At 72.3% G+C, this 21027-nt stretch carries 18 protein-coding genes and 1 pseudogene; 11 read left to right on the forward strand and 8 right to left on the reverse strand.

All coding sequences use genetic code 11. The annotated features are described in order from the left end of the window. Positions 1-250: 250 nt before the first annotated feature. Both DY218_RS10105 and DY218_RS10110 read right to left on the reverse strand, forming a co-directional pair. The gene (locus tag DY218_RS10105) at positions 251-1159 is read right to left on the reverse strand and encodes a DUF4190 domain-containing protein (protein ID WP_158574004.1); all 909 of its coding nucleotides are present in this window, start codon (positions 1157-1159) and stop codon (positions 251-253) included. Between the two features lie 170 nt (positions 1160-1329). Next, a pseudogene (locus tag DY218_RS10110) lies at positions 1330-2553 on the reverse strand (S8 family peptidase); the annotation flags it as partial. 299 nt (positions 2554-2852) lie between these two features. Between DY218_RS10110 and DY218_RS10115 the strand changes: the two are divergent. The 6 genes from DY218_RS10115 (at position 2853) to DY218_RS10140 (ending at position 9394) form a co-directional block, all read left to right on the forward strand. After that, on the forward strand, positions 2853-3938 hold the full coding sequence (locus DY218_RS10115; RefSeq protein ID WP_128555602.1) for a threonine synthase: 1086 nt from the start codon (positions 2853-2855) through the stop codon (positions 3936-3938). A gap of 277 nt (positions 3939-4215) precedes the next feature. Further along, positions 4216-6123: a right-handed parallel beta-helix repeat-containing protein gene (locus DY218_RS10120; protein ID WP_128555603.1), complete on the forward strand. Its 1908-nt coding sequence runs from the start codon at positions 4216-4218 to the stop codon at positions 6121-6123. A gap of 160 nt (positions 6124-6283) precedes the next feature. Continuing rightward, a complete protein-coding gene (locus DY218_RS10125; protein ID WP_128555604.1) occupies positions 6284-6868 on the forward strand; it encodes a TerD family protein in 585 nt (194 codons plus the stop codon). A gap of 126 nt (positions 6869-6994) precedes the next feature. Beyond that, positions 6995-7897, forward strand: a complete 903-nt coding sequence (locus DY218_RS10130; protein WP_199566684.1) for a LysR family transcriptional regulator — start codon at positions 6995-6997, stop codon at positions 7895-7897. 149 nt (positions 7898-8046) lie between these two features. Continuing rightward, complete coding sequence (locus DY218_RS10135) at positions 8047-9021, forward strand: DUF1648 domain-containing protein (protein ID WP_128555606.1); 975 nt, start codon at positions 8047-8049, stop codon at positions 9019-9021. A 4-nt stretch (positions 9022-9025) separates the two neighbouring features. Beyond that, positions 9026-9394, forward strand: a complete 369-nt coding sequence (locus DY218_RS10140; RefSeq protein ID WP_128555607.1) for a GntR family transcriptional regulator — start codon at positions 9026-9028, stop codon at positions 9392-9394. Here DY218_RS10140 and DY218_RS10145 read toward each other — a convergent pair. Further along, positions 9379-9939: a dihydrofolate reductase family protein gene (locus DY218_RS10145; RefSeq protein WP_128555608.1), complete on the reverse strand. Its 561-nt coding sequence runs from the start codon at positions 9937-9939 to the stop codon at positions 9379-9381. The genes DY218_RS10140 and DY218_RS10145 overlap by 16 nt on opposite strands. A 206-nt stretch (positions 9940-10145) precedes the next feature. On the opposite strand from DY218_RS10145, the gene DY218_RS10150 reads away from it, so the two are divergent. The 4 genes from DY218_RS10150 to DY218_RS10165 all read left to right on the forward strand — a co-directional run bounded on the left by DY218_RS10150 (position 10146) and on the right by DY218_RS10165 (position 14806). Continuing rightward, positions 10146-10709, forward strand: a complete 564-nt coding sequence (locus tag DY218_RS10150; protein ID WP_128555609.1) for a toxin-antitoxin system, toxin component — start codon at positions 10146-10148, stop codon at positions 10707-10709. 3 nt (positions 10710-10712) lie between these two features. Further along, a complete protein-coding gene (locus DY218_RS10155) occupies positions 10713-11876 on the forward strand; it encodes an MAB_1171c family putative transporter (RefSeq protein ID WP_128555610.1) in 1164 nt (387 codons plus the stop codon). Positions 11877-11954: 78 nt separating this feature from the next. Then, entirely contained in the window at positions 11955-13154 is a 1200-nt protein-coding gene (locus DY218_RS10160; protein WP_128555611.1) for an MAB_1171c family putative transporter, read from the forward strand. A 95-nt stretch (positions 13155-13249) separates the two neighbouring features. Further along, positions 13250-14806: an FAD-dependent oxidoreductase gene (locus DY218_RS10165; protein ID WP_128555612.1), complete on the forward strand. Its 1557-nt coding sequence runs from the start codon at positions 13250-13252 to the stop codon at positions 14804-14806. A 19-nt stretch (positions 14807-14825) separates the two neighbouring features. Here DY218_RS10165 and DY218_RS10170 read toward each other — a convergent pair whose 3' ends face one another. Then, positions 14826-15944 carry a serine hydrolase domain-containing protein gene (locus DY218_RS10170; protein ID WP_233521463.1) on the reverse strand — a complete coding sequence of 373 codons (1119 nt, stop codon included), beginning with the start codon at positions 15942-15944 and terminating at the stop codon, positions 14826-14828. 154 nt (positions 15945-16098) lie between these two features. Between DY218_RS10170 and DY218_RS10175 the strand changes: the two genes are divergently transcribed. Beyond that, entirely contained in the window at positions 16099-16749 is a 651-nt protein-coding gene (locus DY218_RS10175) for a TetR/AcrR family transcriptional regulator (RefSeq protein ID WP_128555614.1), read from the forward strand. Between the two features lie 46 nt (positions 16750-16795). Here DY218_RS10175 and DY218_RS10180 read toward each other — a convergent pair whose 3' ends face one another. The 4 genes from DY218_RS10180 to DY218_RS34185 are packed head-to-tail and all read right to left on the reverse strand — an operon-like array spanning position 16796 to position 21007. After that, on the reverse strand, positions 16796-17131 hold the full coding sequence (locus DY218_RS10180; protein WP_128555615.1) for a hypothetical protein: 336 nt from the start codon (positions 17129-17131) through the stop codon (positions 16796-16798). Next, entirely contained in the window at positions 17131-19764 is a 2634-nt protein-coding gene (locus DY218_RS10185; RefSeq protein ID WP_158574006.1) for an Hsp70 family protein, read from the reverse strand. The genes DY218_RS10180 and DY218_RS10185 overlap by 1 nt, the downstream gene beginning before the upstream one ends. Further along, positions 19761-20366, reverse strand: a complete 606-nt coding sequence (locus DY218_RS34180) for a hypothetical protein (RefSeq protein ID WP_158574008.1) — start codon at positions 20364-20366, stop codon at positions 19761-19763. The genes DY218_RS10185 and DY218_RS34180 overlap by 4 nt, the downstream gene beginning before the upstream one ends. Further along, positions 20363-21007 carry a hypothetical protein gene (locus DY218_RS34185; RefSeq protein WP_158574010.1) on the reverse strand — a complete coding sequence of 215 codons (645 nt, stop codon included), beginning with the start codon at positions 21005-21007 and terminating at the stop codon, positions 20363-20365. The genes DY218_RS34180 and DY218_RS34185 overlap by 4 nt, the downstream gene beginning before the upstream one ends. Positions 21008-21027: the final 20 nt, after the last annotated feature.

The raw sequence follows: 21027 nt of genomic DNA on the forward strand, positions 1-21027 counted from the left end.
TTCCGCCACGCCCCGCGATCAAGGGAACTCGCCCGTCCACCGCGCTCCTTGGGCGCATCGCGGCCCGGCGCCGGACCCGCACCCGGTCGTCACCGGATCACCACAAGCCGGGACGGAACGACCCGGCCGTTCACTCGATCCGGTCACGGAGCGCACTCGCTACCCCGCGCCAAACCTCACGCTCCGTGTCTTGGACGCACCGTCAACTGCGGCTCGGGGACGGCCGGTCGACGGCTCGGGACCGCGCCGGTCAGACCTCGGCGCCGGGGCCGGGGCCGTCCTCGACGCCGCCGCCGGTGTCGCCACCGCCGCCGCTGTCGCCGTCACCGCCGCCCGTACCGCCACCGCCCGTACCGCCCCCGTCGCCGCCCGAGTCCCGCAGCGAGCCGGTCAGTTTGCCGTTCTCCTTGCCGAGGATGCAGGACACCTCGCGGTCGCCGCCCGAGTAACTGCCGACCGTGGGCCCGTAGAAGTAGAGATAGAGGTCGTCGCGCGCACCGTCGGAGTCGCCCAGGTAGTTGTCGACCAGGCTCGAGCACCGGGCGTCGGCCATCGCCGTGAGGCGCTTCTCCCCCGGGTACCCGCCGTCGGAGAGCCGGAAGGAGCCGAACACCTCGCCGTCGTGCGGCTCCTCGCAGGAGACCACGTCGACATCGCGCGCGACGCCGCTCATCCGGCCACCCGGTGCGTTGAAGCAGTCGCCCTTCGACAGCGAGAACGAGCCGCCGTTCTTGCGCGCGTCCTGCATCCCCTCGCGGAAGCCGTCCATGAAGTCCCCGGCCGCCCCGGTCACCAGCGACACCGAGAGGAGCACCGCCCCGGTCGCGGAGAGCGCGATGCCGGCGACGGCCATCCCCTTGCCGCGCCCGCCGCGCTTGTTGATCTGCGAGAGCGCGAGCACGCCGAGGACGAGCCCGACGAGCGGCAGGAAGCAGAGGATGCCGAGCACGAGCGCGGCGATCGCGAGACCGTTGACCGGCGGCTGCTGCGGGACGCCGTAGCCGTACGGCTGCACGCCGGGCCACGCTCCGTACTGCGGCGGCGGCTGCTGCGCCGCGTACGGCTGATCCGCCGCGCCGTGCGGATACGGATGGCCCGGGTACGGCTGCCCGGGCGGCTGGGGCGGGTGCGGCCCCTCGGGCGGCGGCGGTATGGCCACGATGTGTCTGCTCCCAGTCAATTCCGGCGAACGCAGCGCGATCGTACGCCGTGCGCGCCGCGCGGCCGAGCGCGATGCCCGCGCACGCCCTGGGAGCGGCGTGCGCGGGCACCTGGTGCGCATCGGCGTCACCCACCGGGGCGGGGACGCCTTTCAGGCCCTTACTGAGGGACGTTCAGGAGCAGGTTCGGCGAGCCCGGACCGGGGTTGCCGACGACCCCGGGGCTGCCCAGATCGACCAGGGCGTCCCGCACCTCGTCCGGCGACGCACCGGTGTTGTCCGCGAGGTAGAGGGCCGCCGCGCCGGCCACGTGCGGGGCCGCCATCGACGTGCCGGAGATGGTGTTGGTGGCCGAGTCCGAGGTGTTCCACGCCGAGGTGATGTCCGAGCCCGGGGCGTAGAGGTCGAGGACCGAGCCGTAGTTGGAGTAGTAGGCCGCGGCGTCGGAGCTGTCGGTCGCTCCGACCGTGATGGCCTCCTCGACGCGCGCGGGCGAGCGCGTGGAGGCGTCGGTGGATTCGTTGCCCGCGGCGAGCGAGTACGTCACGCCGGAGGCGATCGAGTTGCGCACCGCCTCGTCGAGGGCGCTGTCGGCGCCGCCGCCGAGGCTCATGTTGGCGACCGCCGGCTTGACCGCGTTCTCGGTCACCCAGTCGATGCCGGCGACGACCTGGGCGGTGGTGCCGGAGCCGTTGTCGTCGAGTACGCGGACGGCGACGATGTCGGCCTTCTTGGCGACGCCGTGCAGGGTGCCCGCGACCGTACCGGCGACGTGCGTGCCGTGGCCGTGGCCGTCGTCCGCGGAGTTGTCGCCGTCGACGGCGTCGTAGCCGTGGGTGGCGCGGCCGCCGAAGTCCTCGTGGCTGATCCGGACGCCGGTGTCGATGATGTACGCCGTGACGCCCTCACCGGCCGAGTCCGGGTACGTGTAGCTGTTGTCGAGCGGCAGGGACGGCTGGTCGATGCGGTCGAGGCCCCAGGACGGCGGGTTCTCCTGGGTGGCATCGATGGTGAAGGTGCGGTTCTGCACGACCGAGGCCACGGCCGGGTCCGCGGCGAGGCGTTCGGCCTCGGCCTTGCTCGCCTTGACCTGGTAGCCGTTGAGCGCGGAGCGGAAGGTCTGCTCGATGTCCGCGCCGTACTCCTTCGCGACCTGCTTGCCCGCCTTCGAGCCCGCCCGTGCGGCGTCCTCGTCGAGCGTGACGATGTAGCTGCCGGATATCGCTCCCGGCGCTCCGGCGTTCTCGATGACGCCCTTGGCGGCCAGGCCGCTCTCCGCCGCGCCTGCGGGGAGCGCCGCGGTCAGGCCGAGCGCGACGGCTGCCGCGGCGGCCGTGGCGGCCATACCGGTCAATCGGCGGGGTCTGCGGGTGTGGGGACGCACAACTGCCATCTGAGGGTCCTCCTCGTCGATGGTGCGCTGGTGGGGGGATGCGCGGCAGGAGCATGACAATCCGTAGGAGCATGCCGATCCGTCCGGATTCCGGTGTCTCCGGTTCGTACTCCTGACTGCTTCCGCTGAAAGATTGACCGATGCACAGGATTCCCACAAGAGGCCCTCACCGGCTCAACATCCCTGCCACAGCAGCGTCATGACGTCATGTCACCTCCCGCCATGACGTCATGTCACCTCCCGCCATGGCGTCGTGTCACCTCCCGCGGACGCCCCCTCGGCGCGACTACGCTGCGCGAATGAGCGCCTTGCCCGACTGTGTCTGCCCCGCCGACGGCACCCGCGTACGCACCTCGCTCGAGTGGTGCTGCCCGGTCTGCAGAGGGCCGCTCGACCTCGATCACCACCCCACGCCCACCCCGCTGAAGTCACTCGCGGGACGGGTCGACTCGCTGTGGCGGTACGCAGAATGCCTGCCGCTCGGCAGCCCCACGGTCAGCCTCGGGGAAGGCCGTACGCCGCTGGTGCCGCTGGCGGGGAACGTGTCGGCGAAGCTCGACTTCCTGCAGCCCACCCTGTCGTTCAAGGACCGCGGCGCCGTGCTGCTCGCCGAGCTGGCGCTGCGGCTCGGCCCGGACCGGGTCGTCGCGGACAGCACGGGCAATGCGGGGACCGCGGTCGCCGCCTACTGCGCGCGGGCGGGCCTGCCCGTCACGGTGTTCGTGCCGGGCGGTACGTCGCCGAAGAAGCTGACGAAGATGCGGGCGCACGGGGCGCGGGTGGCCGAGGTGGACGGCGACCGCGAGGCCGCCGCCGCGGCGGCACGCGAGGCGGCGGACGAAGCCGGCACGTTCTACGCCAGCCACGTCTTCAACCCGTACTTCCTGCACGGCACGAAGACCTATGTGCACGAGCTGTGGGAGGACCTCGGCGGGCGGCTGCCCGAGGTCCTCGTGGTGCCGGTCGGCAACGGCACGCTCCTGCTCGGCGCGGCGCTCGCACTGCGCGAGCTGCACGGCGCGGGCCTGATCGGCCGGATGCCCGCGCTGTACGCGGTGCAGGCGGAGGCGGTGTCGCCGATCGCGACGGCGTGGCGCGCGGGTGCGCGCGATCTGGGTGAGCCGGCGTCCGGGGCGCCCACATCGGCGGACGGCATCGCGATCGCCCGCCCACCGAGGGCCCGTCAGATCCTTTCCACGGTACGGGAGTTCGGCGGCGACGTACTGACCGTGACGGACCCGGAGATCGAAGCGGCCCAACGGGACCTCGCAGAGCGCGGCCTGTACGTGGAGCCCACGGCGACCGCGTGCTGGGCCGCCGTCCGGGGGTCGGAGCGATGGGGTTCCCGAAGCCTGGTCGTGCCCCTGTGCGGGGCGAACGCCTGACGTCCTCCTTGGAGCCGGCACCTTCCGGTCCCGTCCCCGGCCAAGTCGGCCGTCCACGCCCGCGCGGCCCCGTGGCGCCGCGCGCGCGGCAACTCCGTTGTGTCGCAAGGGGCGTGAGGACCGTTGACAATCGCGTGGACCGCGTTCAGCCTGTGACACGCGTACGCAAGACATCGATGAGTCAGCTCAAAAATTTGACTCAAGCCCTGCAAGTTCACGACTAGCGCACGGAATTGACCCGCGACAGCGAGCCGTAGAGGACGCAGAGGACTTCCGCATGACTTCCACGACCCCCATGAACCCCCCGAGACGCAGGCATCTGATCACCGCGGCCGCGCTGGCCGGTCTCGTCGCCGCCGGGCTCGCCCCGGTCACCGCGTCGGCCGCCGACACCGACAAGGCGCTGCCCGCGGCGGCGGCAGCCGAGGCGCGCGGCGCCGATGTGCCGTACGTCGAGTACGAGGCCGAGGACGCCACGTACGAGGGCACGCTGCTCGAGACCGACCCGAAGCGCACCTTCGGGCACACCAACTTCGCCACCGAGTCGTCCGGGCGGGCATCGGTCCGGCTCGAGAAGACCGGCGACCACGTCGAGTTCACGTCCACCGCCGCCGCGAACTCGATCGTCGTACGCAACTCGGTGCCGGACGCGCCGGGCGGCGGAGGCGCGGACACCACGCTGAGCCTCTACGCCGACGGCGAGTTCGTGCAGAAGCTGGACCTGACGTCCAAGCACAGCTGGCTGTACGGCAGCACCGACGACCCCGAGGGGCTTACGAACACCCCGGGCGGCGACGCCAGGCGGCTCTTCGACGAGTCGCACGCGCTGCTCGAGAAGTCCTATCCGGAGGGCACCGAGTTCAGGCTGCAGCGGGACGAGGACGACGACGCGGAGTTCCAGATCGTCGACCTCATCGACCTGGAGGAGGTCGCGCCGCCGGCCGAGAAGCCCGCCGAGTGCACCTCCATCACCGAGTACGGCGCGGTGCCCGACGACGGCGAGGACGACACCGAGGCCATCCAGAGCGCGGTCACCGCCGACCAGGAGGGCGAGATCGACTGCGTGTGGATCCCGGCGGGCCAGTGGCGCCAGGAGCAGAAGATCCTCACCGACGACCCGGAGGACCGCGGCGAGTACAACCAGGTCGGCATCCGCGACGTCACGATCCGCGGCGCGGGCATGTGGCACTCGCAGCTCTACACGCTGACCCCGCCGCACGAGGCGGGCGGCATCAACCACCCGCACGAGGGCAACTTCGGCTTCGACATCGACGACAACACGCAGATCTCCGACATCGCCATCTTCGGCTCCGGCACCATCCGCGGCGGCGACGGCAACCACGAGGGCGGCGTCGGCCTCAACGGCCGCTTCGGCAAGGACACGAAGATCAGCAACGTCTGGATCGAGCACGCCAACGTGGGCGCCTGGGTGGGCCGCGACCACTCCAACATCCCCGAGCTGTGGGGTCCGGGCGACGGCCTCGAGTTCAGCGGTATGCGAATCCGCAACACCTACGCCGACGGCGTCAACTTCACCAACGGCACCCGGAATTCGACGGTCACCGACTCCTCGTTCCGTACCACCGGTGACGACGCGCTCGCGGTCTGGGCCAGTCAGTACGTGAAGGACCCGGCCGTCGACATCGGCCACGACAACCACTTCACGAACAACACCATCCAGCTCCCGTGGCGCGCGAACGGTGTCGCGATCTACGGCGGCCACGACAACACCGTCGAGAACAACGTCATCTCCGACACCATGAACTACCCGGGCATCATGCTGGCCACGGACCACGACCCGCTGCCGTTCTCCGGCGAGACGCTGATCGCGGGCAACAGCCTGCACCGTACGGGTGGGGCGTTCTGGGGCGAGGCCCAGGAGTTCGGCGCGATCACGCTTTTCGCCGCATCGAAGGACATACCGGGCGTGACGATCCGGGACACCGAGATCAGCGATTCGACGTACGACGGGATCCAGTTCAAGTCGGGTGGCGGGGCCGTACCGGACGCGAAGATCGAGAATGTCACGATCGACAAGTCCAACAACGGCGCGGGCATCCTCGCGCACGGCGGTGCCCGCGGCAGCGCCACTCTCACCGATGTGAGCATCTCGGGCTCGGCCACCGGCGACGTGGTGATCGAACCCGGCTCTCAGTTCGAGATCGACGGGGAGCCGACGGGCTGACCGGGGCAGAACGGACACGGTGAACGGCTCCGCCCCTGGACACGGTCCGGGGGCGGAGCTCCGGTACCCGCCGCGGGAGGGCACACTTGTAGCGGGCGCGTGACGAGTGCCGTGCGGAACCGTCACGCACCTCCCAAGTCCACCACGGAGGGGAAGACGCGTGATCACGCTCAACAAGGAAGACGGCCCGGCGGACCTGGACGGAGTCACTCATCTGTCCATCGGCGCGTCCTGGGACCCGACGGCCGGCAGCAGCGGCGGTGTGGTCGGCAAGCTGCGCCGCAAGACCGGTACCGACCTCGACCTGATCGCCATCGCGATGCAGGGCGACGACCCGGTGCGGCTCGCCGGCCTCGACTCGCTCGACCCGCTGGGCAACGGCTCGCTGGTGCACAGCGGCGACAACCAGACGGGGCACGGGGACGGCGACGACGAGACGGTCACCGTCGACTTCGCCCAGGTGCCGAACAACATCACCAGCATCGTGTTCATCGCCGCGGCCTACAAGAAGCGCAGCTCGTTCCAGGCCGCGCGGAACGTGAGCTTCAAGGTGTACGACGCGACCGGCGGCAGCACCCAGCAGGTCGCCGACATCTGGCCGAGCCTGCTCACCACGGACAACGGCTGCGCGGTCGCCAAGGCGATGCGGGTCGGCTCCGGCTGGAAGCTCCAGGTGATCAACGAGACGGGCAAGATCAAGCAGGGCGACGAGCACGCCCTGATGCGCTTCGCCGTCAGCAAGTAGTCGACGGCCGCCGGGGGCCGGCCGCGGCCGGCCCCCGCCGCACTCCCCGTCGGCGCGGCCAGGGCTGGACCGTGGCGTCGGACTCGGTGATGATTGAGCGCTGTTCACCGATCGGGGGAGGCGCGGGTGGAGCGGCACGAGATCGAGGCGTTCCTCGCCGTGGCCGATGAGCTGCACTTCGGGCGGGCCACCGAGCGGCTCGGACTGTCCCAGGGCCGGGTCAGCCAGATCATCAAGCGGCTCGAGCGACGCATCGGCACCCCGCTCTTCGAGCGCAGCAGCCGCCGTGTCGCCCTGACGCCCGTCGGCAAGCAGCTGCGGGACGACCTGCTCCCCGCGCACCGCCAGATCCGGCAGGCGTTCGCGCGCGCCGTCGAGGCGGCCCGCACCTCCACCGGCACCGTGCGCGTCGGCTATTCCGGATCGCCGGTCGGCGATCTGCTCCTGCGCGCCGCCGACACCTTCCGCACGGCGCATCCCGGCTGGCAGGTCGACGTCCGCGAGGTGCCGCTCGGGAACCCGCTGACCCTGCTCCGGTCCGGTCAACTCGACCTGCAGATCACGGAGTTGCCGGTGAACGAACCGGACGTGGCGAACGGCCCGGTGGTGCGCACCACGTCTCTCGCCCTGCTCGTGCCGGCCGGCCACCCGCTCGCCGGCCGGCCTACCGTGACGTTCGAGGATCTCGCGGACGTCGAACTGCTCGCCCCGAGCGGCGACATCCCGCAGCATTTCCTCGATCGGTTCTTCCCGTCGGCCACACCGTCCGGGCGGCCGATCCGGCACGGGCCCACGGGGACCAACTGGCAGGAGCTGCATCTGCGGGTCGCCGCCGGTGAGGGCGTGACCATGGTGGCGACGTGGGCCGACCCGTTCTATCTGCGGCCCGGGGTCGTCGTCGTCCCGTTCTCGGACACCCCGCCCCTGGAGTTCGGCCTGCTGTGGCCCGAGGGCCAGCCGCCGACCGGGCCGCGCGCCGCGTATGTCGACGCCGTCGTGCGCGAGGCGGGCGGCGACACGACGCTCTGACGTCACCACGTCACCACGTCACCACGTCACCACGTCACCACGTCACGCGCGAGGGGCTCGCCATCCGCGGCTCATTGTTCTAGCATGATGCGAACAATGCACGGACAGGATGCGAACGAGACGCGTCGCCGACGAACGGGAGGCCCCGCATGAACGGCTCGACCCCCGCACCCGCAGCACACCGGCGCGCCACACTCGCCGCGCTGCCCGCGGTGCTCACCGGCCTGACCGTGGGCGCGGTCGCCGCCGCCCAGTGGGCCCGGCTGCCCGATCCGGTGGCCGTGCACTTCGGCACGGACGGCGCCGACCGGGTGGCGGCGAAGTCCGCGTTCGGCTGGATCGTGCTTGCGGTGTTCCTGGCGCAGGCCGTCGTACTCGCCCTGGTCGCCCACCGCGACAGCGCGCCGTCCCGCCCGGTGTACGTCACGGCCTTCGCGCTGCCGGCCGGACTCGGCGCGGTCTTCGTCATGGCCCTGCTCGCCAATGCGGCGGTGGACGACGCCCTGGAGGCCGAACTCCCCTTCTGGCGCATCGGGGTGGCCGCCCTGGTGGCCCTGGCGGCCGGCCTGATCGGCGCCCTGCTCACTCCCGCACACGACGGCTCCGAGGACGCCGCGCGCGCCGGTGAACAGCCCTCCTCGATCGGGCTCGGCGCCGGGGAGCAGGCCGTGTGGGTGGCACCCGCGTCACCGGTCTGGGTCCGGGCGGCCGGTGGCGCACTCACCGTCGCCGGACTGATCGGCTTCCTGCTCGAGCTACCTCAACTCGTATGGATCGCACTGCCGTTGGGCGTCGTGATGCTGGTGGCCGGGCAGCTGCGGGCCAGTGTCACCCGGCACGGCTTCGCGCTGCGGCTTCCCTGGCTGCCCTTCCCGCGCCGGGTGGTCGCACTCGCCGAGGTCCAGCGGGCGAGGGCCGGGCGGATCCGGCCGCTGACCGACCTCGGCGGCTGGGGCTACCGGCGGGTGGGCCGTCGCAGCGGTCTCGCCTGGGCGTCCGGCGAGGGACTGTGGATCGAGCTGACGCGCGGACGCGAGTTCCTGATCGTCGTACGGGACGCGAAGACGGCGGCCGCGCTGCTCAACGACCTGGTCGCACGTCAGGGCCGGGGCCCGGAGGCGTAGCGGCATGCTGATCAGAGTGGACTCGGCCGCAGCACGGCCGCTGGCCGAGCAGATCGCGGCCTCGGTACGGCGCGCCCTGGCCGAGGGTGAACTGGCGCCCGGCGACCGGCTCCCCAGCGCACGGGAGACGGCCCGGCTCCTGGAGGTCAACATGCACACGGTCCTGCGCGGCTACCAGATCCTGAAGGCCGAGGGACTGATCGATCTGCGCCCGGGGCGCGGCGCCGTGGTGACCGCGACACCGGAGCGGGCCCGCATCCCCGAGCTGATCGACCACCTGGTCGAGGGCGCGCGCGGCGCCGGCGTCACGGACGCGGAGTTGCTCTCCCTGGTCCGCTCGGCCCTCGGCGGACCCGATCAGGCCGGCTCGTAGCGCATCAGCACGACCTGGGAGTCGAAGGTCCGGGCCTCGACGAGGCGTACGCCGAAGCGCTGCGGGTCCTGGAAGACGGGCCTGCCGCCGCCGAGGACGGCCGGGTGCACCGAGATCCGGTACTCGTCGATGAGGCGGTGCTCGGTGAGATGGGCGGCCAGGGACGCGCCACCGAACAGGACCAGATTCGTGCCGGCGTCCTTGAGGGCGCGGATCTCGCCGGCGACGTCGCCGTTGATGACGCGGGTGTTCCAGTCCGCCTTCTCCAGGGTTCGGGAGGCCACGTACTTGGGCTTCTCGCGCCAGATCGGGGCGAACTTCAGGTCGTGCTCGTGGTCCGAGAGCTCCTCGGCGCGCGGCCAGTAGCCCGACATCATGTCCCAGACCACCCGGCCGTAGAGGAACGCGTCCGCCTCGTCGCTCACCTCCTGCGAGTACGCGGAGAGTTCGGGATCCATCACGGTCCAGTCGAACTCCCCCTGCGGTCCCTCGATGTAGCCGTCGAGAGACTGCGCCACGAAGTGGATGAGCCTGCCCTGCGTCATGCGGTGTCCTCCTTGACCGGCCGGGTACGGGTCGCCGTCCGCTCAACGCGGCATGAGTCCCGCTCACCGCCTCCGGGCGGGTGTCCCCCGATCCGTTGAAGTGTGGTCTTCGGCGGGCAGGGTTTGGCATAGTGCTGGGACCGGAGCGAGGAGGACCGGGCGGGCGCGCCGCACACGCTCCGGTACCCGCCGAAGGGGGAAGTACGGTGCGCAGGCGCAGGCCGCGGGAGGTCAAGGACCTCATCACCCGACTCGGGAACCGGCTCGACCTGCCGGTGCCCGCCGAACCGGAGCAGCTCTTCACGGCGCTCCTGGCCGCCGCGTCCGACCTCAGAGGCCGCCGGATCGTCCTGCTCAAGGAGGAGTTCCCGCACCAGACGGCGACCGGTCTCTGGCTGGATCTGCCGGACCGCGATCTGATCGTGGTGGACGCGCGGGCGACGCCGTTCCATCAACTGGCCATCATCTGCCACGAGATCTGGCACATCCTCAAGGGCGACTGCGGCCACCACGACGAGGCGGCGAGCGGCGCGGCCCAGGCGCTGCGCGACCGTTCCGAACTGCACAGTGCGGTACGGCAGGTGGCGGCCCGTACCGCCTTCGACGAGGCGAGCGAGCAGGACGCGGAGACCTTCGCCCTGTACGCCGCGGCCCAGTTCCGCAGCCGGCTGCAGGACGGCGGCGCCGCTGCCCCCGCCCCCGCCACCGACCGTTCGGGCATCGGCGGCCGCATCAGCGCCTCCCTCGGTGACGGCCGGCCGCAGGTCTGAGCCGTGCGGACGTGGGGTTACTACTTGCCGGTCCTGGCGCTGTGGGCCGCACTCGCGGTGAAGCTCCCCTCCCTCGTCAAGTGGCGTGACCCGCTGGTCCGTTCGGTGTGCGTGGTGCTCGCGCTCGCGGGCGCGGGTTTCCTCTTCGCCGCGCCCTCCACGATCAGGTTCGTCAATGAGACGGCCGGGATCGCCAATCTCTCCGGGCCCCTTGTGTACGTGATCATCAGCGGGTTCAGTGCGGCCTGCCTGCTGCTGATCCTGCAGTGGCGCGGCGGACCCGAGGAGCAGGTACGACGCGTCTCGCGGCGCTGGGCCACCGGGTACGCGGTCCTTGTCTCGGCCCTGGTGGTGCTGTTCGCGATCGGGGACGCGCCCGTCGAGCGGCGTACCGACTTCGACACGTATTACGCGCGCACGCCCTGGATCGGCCAGATGGTGCTGCTCTATCTGCTCGGGCACATCACCGCGGCCGTGGCCTCGTCGGTGCTCTGCTGCCGGTGGGCCGGCCAGGTGCACGGGTGGCTGCGCGCCGGCCTGTACACGATGACCGTGGGATGGATCCTGAATCTGAGCTTCAGCGGCCTGAAGCTGGCTGCCGTGGCGGCGCGTTGGTCGGGCCGGGACTGGGACGCGCTCAGCTCCGTCGTGGCGCCCGGCTTCGTGGGCCTTGCCGCGGTCTGGGTGACCGCCGGGATCCTGATGCCGCTGGTGGGGCCGCGGCTCGTGGCGACCTGGCGCACCCTCGCCGCCTGGCGCGGCCTCGCCCCGCTGTGGCGCGAGCTGAGCGGCGCGGCGGACCGGCCGCTGGCCGCGTCGATCCCCTGGTACTCGACGCCGCGTATCCATCTCGTCCGCCGGGAGGCCGGCATCCAGGACGGACTCGCCCTGCTGCGGCCGTACTTGGACGACACGGTCCGCACCCGCGCACAGCACCGGGCGACGGCGTACGGGGACGGGGCCGTGCAGGCGGAGTGGGTCGGTCACGCGGCGATGATCGCGGCGGCCGCGCGGGCCACCGGCACCTCGCCCGCCACCACGCCCGACCGACCCGCCTCGCCTCCGCCCGCCGCGCGCGACACGCTGATCGGAGTCGCCCGCGCCCTGCACACCTCGCCCGTCGTGGCGGACTTCCGCAAACCCCCCACGGAAAGAGTCCGGTTGTGACCCACACCCCCACCCGCGACCACCACTCTCCCCATCCGCCGAAGGCCACCGCACGCCGCCCGGCGCCGGGGCACTGACATGGAGAACGGTCTGGTCTTCTACGTACCGGCGGCGGTTCTGCTGCTCGCGGTCGTCCTCAAGTTCTCCTCGCTGCGCGGCGAATGGCGCGATCCGCTGATCACGGCCAGCGGCACGATCCTGGTGGTCGGCGCGCTCGCCTGCTTCCTCGCCGCCCCGCCGACCATTCGCGTGGTGAACGACGTGACGGGGATCAGCAACTTCTCCGCGCCGCTCGTCTACAGCGGGATGTCCGCGCTCAGCGCCTCGTACCTGGTCCTGATGATGTACTGGCAGGGCGGCCGGCCCGAACGGCTGCGGCGCAACACGCAGTTGGTGGTCGGAGCGTACGCGCTGGTCATCGCGGGCATCGTGGTGCTGTTCTCACTCGCCGACGTGCCGGTGGAGCGGGACCGGGACCTGGACACGTACTACGCCAACACGCCGTTCATGCGCGAGATGATCCTGCTCTACCTGGTCGGCCACTCGGCCGCGAGCATCACGCTGACGGCCCTCGGGCTCAAATGGGTGCGGAAGGTGCGGGGCCTGACCCGGATCGGGCTCACCTTCATCGTGGTGGGGTTCGCCTTCGACGTCGTGTTCCAGTTCGCCAAGTACGCGGCCATGGCGGCACGTTGGTTCGGGAACGACTGGGACTGGCTGTCCACCTCGTTCGCGCCGCCGATGGTGCTGCTCGCCGGGATCTGTGTGGGGACCGGGTTCGCCCTGCCGCGCATCGGGCCGGCGATCGGGGCGACCTATCGGACATGGCAACGTTGCCGCCAACTCCGCCCACTGTGCGAGGAGTTGGCCGGTCTCGGCGCGCCCGCCACCGCCGTGGTGCACTGGTGGGACCGGCCCGCCGTGCGCCTGGCCCAGCAGGAGGTGCTCATCGGCGACGGGGTGATCGCCTGCTCCCCCTACTTCGACCAGGAAGTACGCAAGGCCGCCCATGCCGAGGCCCGGGCGGCCGGCCACGACACGGCGGCGGAGCGGACGGAGGCCGTGGCGGAGGCGGCGATGCTCACCGCCGCCCGGGTGCGGGTGACGGCCGAGCACGAGGCGGCGCCGCCCGCCGAGGTGGGCCGGCTCACCTCCCTGTCGAGCGCCGACCGGATGGTCGACCTCGCCAGGGCGCTGTCGTCGCCGATCGTCGCCCGGGCGCGCGCCGACGCGGCCGAACGGACCGCGGAGGAACGGGCGTCCGGGACGGCGCACTGACCGGTCGGCACACCCGCGAAGGCCCGGTGCGCCGGCCCGGGCGGCTTTCGATCACCCGTTCCCAGGACAAACGCGGTGATGAGAGAGTGACGCCCATGCACGCCCCACCCACCCCACGCAGCAGGGCCGTTGTCCTCGGCGGCGGCATGACCGGCATGCTCGCCGCCCATGCCCTCGCCGAGGTCGCGGACGTCACGGTGATCGAGGACGACGTCCTGCCCGAAGGTCCCGAGCCCCGCCGCGGACTCCCCCAGGCCCGGCACGCCCATCTCCTCTGGTCGGGCGGGGTGCGTGCGCTCGACGAGCTGCTGCCCGGGATCGTCGACCGCCTGGTCGACCGTGGCGCCCGGCGCGTCCCGATCATGAGCGGCCTTGTGTCGAAGGCGCCGAGCGGGCAGTGGTTCCGGCGGTTCGCGCATGCGCAGCACACCAATCTGGTGTGCAGCCGCGACCTCCTGGACGCGGTGATACGGACCGCGGTGCTCCGCAACCCTCGCATCACACTGCACCCGCGCACCCGCGCGGTCGGGCTCGAGGGCTCGGCGTCCCGGGTGACGGGCGTACGGGTCGAGTCGGTCGTACGTGACGGGGCGGGCGTACGTGACGGGTCTGGCGTACATGACGGGGCGGGCGTACACGACAGGTCTGGCGTACCTGACAAGCCCGAGGCCGGAGCCGGAGCCGGAGCCGGAGCAGGAGCACGAGCAGGAGTCGAGACCCTCGCCGCCGATCTGGTGATCGACGCCTGCGGCCGGGCCAGCCGGACACCGCAGTGGCTGCGCGCGCTCGGCCTGCCGGCGGTCGACGAACGGGTGGTGGACGCCGGTGTCGGCTACGCGAGCCGGCTCTACCGGGCGCCCGGCAGCACCGCCTCGATCCCGATCGTCAACGTCCAGGCGGACCCCCGGCAGGCGCCCGGCCGCGGCGGCATCATCCTGCCGATCGAGCACGGCCGACTCCTGGTGACGCTGTCCGGAACCGCCGGCGGACGCCCCACCGCGGACAACGACGCATTCGTCCCCTTCGCACTCACGCTGCAGCACCCCCTGATCGGCGAACTCCTCGCACACGCCGAGCCGTTGACCGACGTCGTCACCAGCCACAGCACGGCGAACCGGCGGCGCTACTACGAACGGGCCCGCATGCCCGGCGGGTTCGCGGTCCTGGGCGACGCCCTGGCCGGCTACAACCCGGTGTACGGGCACGGCCTCACCGCCGCGGCACAGGGCGCCGTCGCCCTGCGCGACACCCTGCGGCGCCATCCGCTCCCGGCGCCCGGCACCGCGCGCGTCATCCAGCGTGCGGTCGCCCGACCCGTGGGCCACGCCTGGGACCTGGCGGTCGGGCAGGACGCCGGCTATCCCGGCGCCACCGACCAACCACCCAGCCGCATCGAGCAGTTGACCGCCCGCTATCTGGACCGTGTCGTCGACACCGGTGCCCGCAACCCGTACGCCCTGCGCATCCTGCTCGACGTGATGAGCATGCAGGCCCCGCCCACCAGGCTGCTCCGTCCCGACATGCTGCGACTGGTCCTGACGGGCCGCAAGAAGCCACTGCTCGACGCACCGCCCCTCACGGCCGAGGAGCGGTCGGCGATCACCCGCGCACGGCCGCCGGTCCACGAAGGCGAGGGCCGCGCCGCCCACTGACCTGCCGCGCCCGCCCCGGTCACCCGTACAGCGCCTTCTCCGTGAAGGCGGCGAGGGCCTCGTCGATGGGGTGGGGCTCGGGTGTGCCCTGCGGGGAGAGGGCGTTCCACCGCTGGAGGTTGGTGGCGAGGGAGAGTTGGCGGCGGCCGTCGCTGCTGGACATGGCGAGGGTGCCGCCGCCCCAGACCGTGCCGCCGTGCCCCCAGCGGGCGGGCCGCCCCGGGGACTCGGTCGGGTAGAGGCCGAGGCCGTAGTCCATCGGGTGGCCCTCCTGGGAGACGATCCGCACGGTCCGCTGCATCTGCTCCAGCGACGGCCGGCTGACGATCTCGCCGGTGAGGAGCAGGCGGAAGAACCGGTTGAGGTCCCCGACGGTCGAGATCAGCGAGGCCGCCACACCCGTCCAGGACATCTCGAAGACGCTGTAGTCGCGCGGCGGGTCGATCATGCCGAACCACGCCTCGTACAGCCGCGAGTGCGGCCCTTCGACGTGCTCTCCGGTGGGAAAGCCGGTGTCGCGGAGTCCGGCGGGCTCGACGACGTCCCGGGTGATGCACTCCTCGGGCGTCATGCCGGTCTCCAGGGCCAGGAGTTCGCCGAGGAGCAGGTAGTTGGTGTTGGAGTACAGGCCGAGCGGGCCGCCCGGCTCGCCGGTGGCGGGCGCTGCGACGCCCATCCCGATCAGATCGGCGATGGCGAACCGGGTGTGCCGGTGGTCGTCCAGGCTCTTGGGCGAGGTCCCCGCGACGGCCGGCATGCCCGCGAGGGACGGATAGGCGTACGGGAGGTACTCGGCGAGGCCGCTGGTGTGGTTGATGAGCATCCGGACGGTGATCGCGTCACCGCGCTCGCCGGGCACCAGCTTCGGCAGGTACCGGGCGATCGGCGCGTCCAGGTCGATCCGGCCCCGCTCGGCCTGCCGCAGTACGGCCGCGGCGGTGAAGGTCTTGGTGACGCTGCCGACGCGATGGCGCAGATCGGCGGTGACCGGGCGGCCGGTGTCGAGGTCCGCGACCCCGGCGGCCCCGCGCCAGACCCGCTCACCGTCCCGCACCTCGGCGAAGATGCCGGGCATCCCGGCGCGGTGCACATCGTGGACGGCGGCGTCCAGCGCTGCGAAGTCGAGTTCATCGCTCACGACAGGTGTCCCCTCGTAGCAGTTCGCACCCAGTGCCCGGCACGGTGGTCCGAAGCCGTGGGCACCCTCATGCATCCATTATGCACGCACCGCGTGCATCACCAAGTGCATAAGCTAGGCTGTGAACCCCCGACGATCCCCCGAGAGGTACGAAATGGCAGGTCGCAGGCGCTGGTCGACCGAGGAGATCCTGGACGCGGCAGAGCAGGTGCTGCGCACGAGCGACGCCGACTCGTTCAGCGTGCGAGGGCTCGCCGCGACGCTCGGGACCGACTCCTCCAGCCTCTACCGGCACTTCCGCAGCAAGACGGAACTCCTGCGCGCGGTCGCCGACCGGATCCTGCTCGCCGCGGTAGAAGGCCACCGGCCCGAGGGCGACTGGAAGCAGCGCATCACCGAACTCGCCCTGCACGTACGGGAGGCCTTCGGCCGACAGCCCCAACTCGCCGCGATCTGGGGGCGCTACGCGTCCGGCGGCACCGGATCCCGCCTGGTCATGGAAGAAGTCCTGCAGGCACTGCAGACCTCCGGCCTGCCCGAGGAGAAGATCCCGGCGGCCTACCACCGCATCGCGATCCTGCTCACCTCGCTGGTCGCCTCCGAGGCCGCGATCAGCACCCTCACGCCCAAGGAGTACGACCAGGGCCTGGAGCTGTTCCGCGTCGCGGTCCTCGGCGCCGACCCCGACCACTTCCCGGCCCTCTCCCACTTCGCCCGCGAGATCCGCCCCCTCGGCGCAGACCGCGACCAGGCCTTCCACGAGATCCTCGCGGCCCAACTGGCCCAGATCGAGACGGCGCTCTAGGAGGCGTCTCCCCTGCCGGCGAGGACGCGTCAGCTGCGCGCACGCGTCAGCTGCGGGAACGCATCCGTCTCGACAGCCCTCGCCCACGTCCTCGCTCACGTCCGCGCCTCTGCCGCGGAGTGCGGTCCGCGAGGTGCTGGTGGTGTCGGACCTTTGTCAGGAGGGTCTGGGCCTCCGTGTCGGTGGGGTTGAGCAGGAGGGTGCGGGCGAGGTGTTCGGAGGCGGTCGCCCAGTGGCGGGCACGGGCCGCACGTACCGCCTGGTTGAAGTGGTGGTCGGCGAGCGCACGGAGGTGACGCAGGGGCGTCAGGTCGGCGTGGCAGGCGTAGCAGTGGGCGGGCAGGCCGGGGAGGGCCTTGTGGCAGGCGGGGCAGGTCAGCATCAGAGGGTCTCCCCGCCGGGCGGCGCGGTGCGCGGCAGGACGACCTGGACGCCCTCGGCCTGGCCGAGGCCGCGCAGCCAGTGGCCGATCTGGGCGTGCAGCGGCTCGATGCGCTCCTTGTAGATACCGATGAGGCGGCGCCGGGTGTCCGGGCCGTCCTCCCGGGCGGCCTGTTGCACCACGTCGCCGACGGCGTCCGCGATGCGGTCCGCGAAGGCGTCCGCCTCGGTGCGGTGGCGGTGTCCGGAGTCCTCGTCGGCCTCCTGGACGGAGCGGCGCAGCTGCTCGAGTTCGGCGAGGAGCGAGCCGGCGATCCGGTCCGCCGTGAACGAGTCGGCGTCCGGGCCCGATTCCGGTCCGCCGAGGTCCGTACGGGCACCGTGGCGCAGGCGCTCGAGGCGGGTGCAGGCCTGGTGCCAGGCATAGCGGTTGCGCTCGGTGCGGGCGGCGCGTGCCGCGGTCTCCACGTCGACGAGTTCGCTGCGGTGCTGCTCGGCGCGGGGCGGGTCGGTGCGGCCGAGTTCGGCGATCAGGGCCCGGGCGTCGGCCAGGGCGGTCTCGAAGTCGGCGGGTGAGGGGTCCAGGGACCGGTCCCACATCTGCTGCTGTGCCAGGCCCTGAAGGAGCGTCTCGGCCTCCATGATCTTGTAGTGGGTCTTCGCCCGGTCCTGCCGCTCGGTGAGCAGGGCGTCGGTCTCGCCGAGGAGGCGGTTGAGGGTGGTCACGCCGTCGGCGGACCGGCGCCCGGAGCCGGGGTCCTCCAAGTGGCCGGCGTCCGGTGCCGGTGCGTCGTGGAGTTCCGCCCAGGCCTGCTTGGCGTCGCGGTGGGCGCTGCGCAGGGCGTCCCAGGCGGGGATGCGGCGCAGCGGGATGTCGATGACGGCGGTCGCGGCCGCGCCGATCGCCGGGATCGCCACCGCGGCCTCGATGGTCCAGCCCGCCTCGAAGGTCACCGACACCTCGACATCGGTGCCCACCGGCAGGCTGCGCGGCACGTCGGCGATCTCCACCGAGCCGATGTGCATCAGGCCCTCGTAGAGCCGGATGGAGAGGTACGAGCCCTGGGTGGCGGTCTGCAGCCGGAAGCCGGTGCGGTGCGGAAGGCGTACGCCCGAGGCGACGATGCGGTGCAGTCCGTCGGCCAGCTCGACGGAGAAGTCATGGGCGAGGACGTCACCGGTGACGGGTGCGGTCGCGGGTCCGGCGGAGGTGACCGTGACGCGGCGCGCCTCGATCTCCCGGCCGGCCGCGAGGAGTCGCACGGTGAAGCCGTTCTCGGTGCCGGGGGTGAGCGGCACGTCCGGGAAGAGGAAGGAGCCGCTCGGGCCGGCCGTCTCCTCCGTCCGGTGTGTTCCGTCGTCCGAGACGAGCAGTACGGATGCTCCGGCGGGGTCGGGGAGCAGTCTGCCGGGCAGCACACGGCCCGAGATGTCGGCGACCTCGCCGTCCGCCTCCGGACGGTCGAGCTCCAGGTAGGTGCCGCGCTCGGTGGCCTCCGCGGCCTTCAGGGCGGCGCCGGCGGCGATCGCCAAGTCCGGGTGGAGCAGCACCGGTTCGCGGCCGAAGCGCTCGCGCAGCAGGGCGCCGGCGAGCGGGATGCGCGAGGAGCCGCCGACCATGACGATCTCGTCGACGTCGGTGGGGGTGAGGCCCGCGCGGCGCAGGGTGCGCTCGCAGTGGTCGGCGGCGGTCTCCAGGTGCGGGCGCAGCAGGTCCTCCAACTCGGTGCGCCGCATGGGCAGATGGAGGTTCATCGGGGTGCCGTTGCGGTCCTCGCAGTACTGGCTGACGATCTCGGTCACCGGCATCCGCGACAGCTCCTGCTTGCAGGCCTCGGCGAGGAACAGGAGCGCGGCGTAACTGCGGGCGTCCGACGGCGAGTCGGGGTCGTAGGCGAGGTCGTGGGCGGGGAGGCGGTCGTTCATCCAGGAGACGACGGCGCGGTCGAAGTCGTAGCCGCCGAGGTAGCGGTCGCCGCCGAACGCCCGGTGCTCGAAGCCCTCTTCGGGATCGTCGGTGACCACGGAGGTGTCGAAGGTGCCGCCGCCCAGGTCGTAGACGAGGAGGGTGCGGGGCCGGTCCCCGGGGGCGGCGGAGGTGCGGTGTTCGCCGCCGTGGGCGACTGCGGCCGCGACGGGTTCGATGAGGGTCTCGACGACCTCGAGGCCCGCCGCCGCGCCGGCCTTGGTGGTGTCGTTCTTGGAGCGGGTCTCGAAGTACGCGGGGACGGTGACGACGGCGCGCTGCACCGGCGTGCCGAGTACGTCCTCGGCGATGGCGCGCAGCCGGCGCAGTACGGCCGTGGACGCCTCGACGGGCGTCAACTCGGCGTGTCCCGCGGTGAATCGCTGGTCCGTGCCCATGCTCCGCTTGAAGAACATCGCCGGGGGCGCGCCCTGCATCCGCGCCCGGTGCTTGGCGAGCAGCCCCACCTGGACTTCGCCGTCGGGTCCGACCCAGACGGCGGACGGCACGGTGGGCGACCCGTCCGGCGGTACCACGACCAGGGCCTCGCCGACCGGGCGCAGCCGGCCCTCGGCGATCAGGCGCTCCTTGTCGGGTACAGGGGCGTTGGCCGGCACGGCCACGCAGCTGTTGGTGGTGCCGAGATCGATCCCGACGACGAGGCTCATCGGCCCGTCTCCTCTCTGCGGGTGGTGCGGTTCGCGCCCGGGGCGCGGGCTTCGAGCAGGACCTGGGCGCGGCGTACCCGGCTGCCGTCGTGCAGCAGCACTCCGGGGCGTACGGTGCGGCTCACCACCAGGTCGGCGGTGTCGGCGGCGGGCGGTGCGTGCCCCACGTCGACCCGGGCGGCCACCTCGGCGTACGGCAGTCCGTGCGGATCGTCGAGCTGAACTCCCGCCTGCTGGAGCGCAGTTGCGAAGCGGCGGGCGACGGCCCGCAAGGGGGCGGGCGCGTCGTCGGGGGCCAGGCAGCCGCGCAGTTCGTGCAGGGCGACCGCGACATCCGCGGCGAGCCGCGCGTACCGCTCCCGCTCCGCCCCGGCCCGGACCCTGGCCTGCTCCCCGGCCGCCTCGCGGTCCTGCGCGGCGGAGGCCAGGAGCTGGTGCACGAGCTGCTGGGGCAGCGGTGGTACGCCGGCCGGTACGGGGCGCTCGCGCTCGGTGATCCGGGGTGGGCGGGGTGCGGCGATGCGGGTGCGCACGCGCAGCGGGCGAGGGCGCCTGCGCGGGGCGCGGGCGCCCGCGGACGATCCGGTGCGCGGTGCATTCACGCTCGGCCTCCGTCCCTTCGCGGCGTGACCCGGGGCGGCCGGACCGGGAGCCAGCCGAGGAGGGCCTCGGGGCGGGCCAGGACGAACGGTTCCGGCGTGCGGTCGTGGGCGGGGTCCGGTGCTGCGCCCTTACCGGGTTCCGGTCCGTGGTCTCCGGGTTCCGGTCCGTGGTCGCCGGGTTCCGATCCATGGTCTCCGGGTCCCGGTCCATGGTCGCCGGGACCCCGTCCGTGCTCCCCGGGTCCCGGTCCGCGATCCGCGCCGACGGCGGTCGTCGTGCCGGTGAGTCGGCCGAAGTCGGCTTTCAGGGACTCCAGTTGGGATGCGAGTGCGGCGTCCCGGGAGGAGTCGGGCGGGCGATGGGTGCGGAGTTCGGCGAGGAGGCGGCCCGTCGGGGTGGTGAGTTCCTGCTCGGCCGTGTTCACCTCCACCGCCTCCACCGGCCGGCCGAACAGCGGGAAGCGGTCGCCGCCGCGCTCGGCCCGCAGCCGTCTGCGGCGTGCGGCGGTGCGCACTGCCGCGCGGCCCGGCGTGCCCGCGGCGAGGCCGAGTATCTGCAACGGCGTGCGGAGGTACGGATTGTGGCCGTCCTGCCACTGCCAGGGGTTCGCGTGCTCCTCGTACGACAGCGTGTCCTCCACTCCTCGGGGCCTCCCGACTC

It is taken from the genome of Streptomyces triticagri (assembly GCF_003429565.1).
In the GTDB taxonomy this organism is placed as follows: domain Bacteria; phylum Actinomycetota; class Actinomycetes; order Streptomycetales; family Streptomycetaceae; genus Streptomyces; species Streptomyces triticagri.